This window comes from Thermogemmatispora sp. (genome assembly GCF_042408735.1).
Taxonomy (GTDB): Bacteria; Chloroflexota; Ktedonobacteria; order Ktedonobacterales; family Ktedonobacteraceae; genus Thermogemmatispora.
On sequence record NZ_JBHOQV010000171.1, the window covers coordinates 1 to 3,194 of the forward strand.

A 3,194-nucleotide genomic window follows, 5' to 3' on the forward strand; every position below is an offset into this window, starting at 1 on the left:
GGGGGCGGGGGCGCCCAGCCCTTTGATCCGGAGCGCTACGTCAACCAGATCTGGGCCAGCCGCGTGGTGCCGACCGTGGTTGCGCAGGCGCACGATGCCAGCGAGGTGCTGGCCGCGCTCAAGGCCAACCAGCAGGCGGCCCAGCAGCGCTATGGGCATCGAGAAGGGGATGGCCCCTACACCTTCCTGGTCAAAGGGCTTGGGCGCGTCGTCAGCATCAACACCGCCTCGCGCAACGGCACGCTCGGCCTGGACCTGCCCCCCTACGATGGGCGGGCGGATCTGTGGCTGCAGATCGGACCGGTGATCCTGGGGACGGCCATCCGCGACGGGGTCGGCTTTATCCACTTCAGCCAGTTTGTCAATCAGATCCAGTATGCCCAGGTGGCTGATGCCCTCAACGCGCGGGCCGTGCAGGTGGCCCAGAGCATCCACCCCACTCAGCTCCAGGGCCAGCTCATCCGCTTCTACGGGGTCTTTGCGCTGGCCGATCCGCAGACGATCCTCGTGGCCCCGGTCAAACTCGATGTGGAGGGGGCTGGCTCATGAAGACATCTGAGCAGGAGGTGGCGCCCGAGATCGTCCTGCGAGCCGAGGGCATCACCAAGATCTACGGCGGCACCGTGGCCCTGGATGGGGTGGACTTTAACGTCTATCGCGGCAAAGTCAACGTGCTGGTCGGCGAGAACGGGGCGGGCAAATCGACCTTGATGAAGATCATCGCTGGGGCAGAGACCGCGACTGCTGGCCGGCTGCTCTTAGACGGGCAGCCGGTGCAGTTCAAATCGCCGCGGGAGGCGGCCCGGGCCGGGATCGGCATCATCTATCAGGAGCTGAACCTCTTTCCCAATCTGAGCGTGGCCGAGAACCTCTTTCTCGATCATGAGGCCCTGTGGCGCTACGGCGTTCTGGTCGATCGGCGCCGCCAGCAGGTCGAGGCCCGCCGGCTGCTGCAGCGGCTGGAACAGCCCATCGATCCGCAGGCGCTGGTGGGGAACCTGCGCCTGGGCCAGCAGCAGATCGTGGAGATCGCCAAGGCCCTGGCGCGGCAGGTCCGCATCCTGATCATGGATGAACCGACCTCGGCCCTGACCAGCGCCGAGGTGGAGGTGCTCTTTCGGGTCATCAGGGAGCTGAAGGAGCAGGGGGTCTCGATCATCTACATTTCGCACAAGCTGGAGGAACTGCTGCGCATCGGCGACTATGTGACGATCCTGCGCGACAGCCGGCGGATGGCCGAGGCGCCCGTGCAGGCCATTGACGTCAACTGGATCGTCGAGCAGATGATCGGGCGTAGCGTCAGCGAGACCTACGTCCATCAGGAGCGCCCGCTGGGGCCGGAGCTGCTGCGGGTGGAGCACCTGAGCCTGCCGCGGCCTGGCGGTGGGCTGCTGCTGGACGATGTCTCCTTCCAGCTGCGGGCGGGCGAGATCGTGGCCTGCTATGGGCTGCTGGGGGCGGGACGCACGGAGCTGCTGGAGTGCCTGATGGGGCTGCATCCGGAGGCCAGCGGCCAGATCTGGCTGGCGGGTCGGCCCGTGCGGGGAGGCAGCGTAGGGGAGCGCATTGCCGAGGGGCTGGTCTTGGTGCCCGAGGATCGCCAGCGCGAGGGGCTGGTGCCCACGCTCTCGGTGGCCCACAACATGGTGCTGGCCAGCTTGCGTCGCTATCTGAGGGGCCTGGCCCTCTCACGGCGCAAGGAGCTGACGGCGGTCCGCCGGCTGATCGAGGAGCTGGGCATCAAAGCGCCCTCGCCGCAGACGCTGATCGAGGCCCTGAGCGGAGGGAATCAACAGAAAGTGGTCGTGGCCCGTGGGCTGCTGACGGAGCCGCGGGTGCTGCTGTTGGACGAGCCGACGCGCGGCATCGACATAGGTGCCAAAGCCGATCTGTTCCGCCTGATGAATCGCCTGGCCAGCCAGGGACTGGGGATCATCTTTGTCTCCTCGGAACTGCGAGAGGTCCTGGCGGCCGACCGCATTCTGGTGCTGGCGGGCGGACGGCTCACTGGGGAATTCCGGCGCGAGGAGGCCAGCGAGGAGGCCCTGGTGGCCGCTGCCTCCCGCAGTCCGCTCCCCAGCGGCGAGGAGGAGGAGCAGGACGGGCAGGTCCCGGCTCCCCGCTCCAGCGGGACCGGCGAGCCGCCGGCCGACGAGGCGCCTTCGCCATCGCCTGCCCAGCCAGGCAGCCAGGCGCGTCCCCAGGCGCGTCCACCAGCCTAGCCAGGAAGAGGGAAGGGAGATCATGCGCAATCCGTCATCGCCGTCATCGATTGCCAGCCACGAGCCGGCGGCTCAGCGCCGCCTCAGGCTGCAGCGCAAGCAGCTCCAGACACTCCTGTTTCAGTTGCGCGCCCTGGTGGCGCTCATCATCCTGGTGATCATCTTTTCACTGCTCTCGCCCGACTTTCTGACGCTCAACGATTTGACCATTGTGGCCGAGCATGTCTCGATCAACGCCCTGCTGGCCATCGGGCAGTCGTTTGTCATCCTGACAGCGGGGATCGACCTCTCGGTCGGCTCGATCGTCGGCCTGACGGCGATGGTGGCCGGCTACCTGATCAGCCAGGGGCTGCCGCTGCCCATGTTTGGTGTGGTGGTCTACTTCAACGTGGCAGTGGTGCTCCTCATCGGCCTGCTGGTGGGAGGGGGACTGGGCCTGATCAACGGGCTGGTCATCACGCGTCTGGGCGTGGCTCCCTTCATTGCCACGCTGGGGATGCTGTATGCGGCCCGCGGCCTGGCGCTGCTGACCTCCAATGGGGCGACCTTCCCAGACCTGGGGGGCGATCCGGCCCTGGGGAACACGGGCTTTCCCTTCCTGGGAACGGGGAACCTGCTGGGGGTGCCGATGCCCATCTGGCTGATGCTGCTGTGTGGGGGGGTAGCGGCCTTTGTGGCGAGCCGGACGCCCTTTGGGCGGCAGGTCTATGCCATTGGGGGCAATGAGCGGGCGGCCCAGCTGTCGGGGATTCGGGTCAAGCGGGTCAAGCTGCTGGTCTACGTGATCTCGGGCGTGTGCGCGGCCCTGACGGGGCTGGTGATTGCCTCGCAGCTGCAGGCGGCCCAGCCAGCCACGGGGGAGAGCTATGAATTGAATGCCATCGCGGCGGTGGTGTTGGGAGGAACCTCGCTCTTTGGCGGGCGAGGAACCATCCTGGGCAGCATCATCGGCGCGTTTGTGATAGGGGTCCT

General features: G+C 67.0%; 3 protein-coding genes. All 3 read left to right on the top strand.

Features of this window, described 5'->3' with window-relative positions; all coding sequences use genetic code 11:
- On the top strand, positions 1–549 hold a 549-nt coding region (locus ACFMO7_RS18720), incomplete at its 5' end, for a DUF2291 family protein (protein WP_376797012.1).
- Positions 546–2,222 carry a sugar ABC transporter ATP-binding protein gene (locus tag ACFMO7_RS18725; RefSeq protein WP_376797013.1) on the top strand — a complete coding sequence of 559 codons (1,677 nt, stop codon included), beginning with the start codon at positions 546–548 and terminating at the stop codon, positions 2,220–2,222. The genes ACFMO7_RS18720 and ACFMO7_RS18725, both read left to right, overlap by 4 nt.
- Positions 2,223–2,244: 22 nt before the next feature.
- Positions 2,245–3,194 (top strand): ABC transporter permease (locus ACFMO7_RS18730; RefSeq protein ID WP_376797014.1); only part of this gene is annotated, 950 nt, incomplete at its 3' end.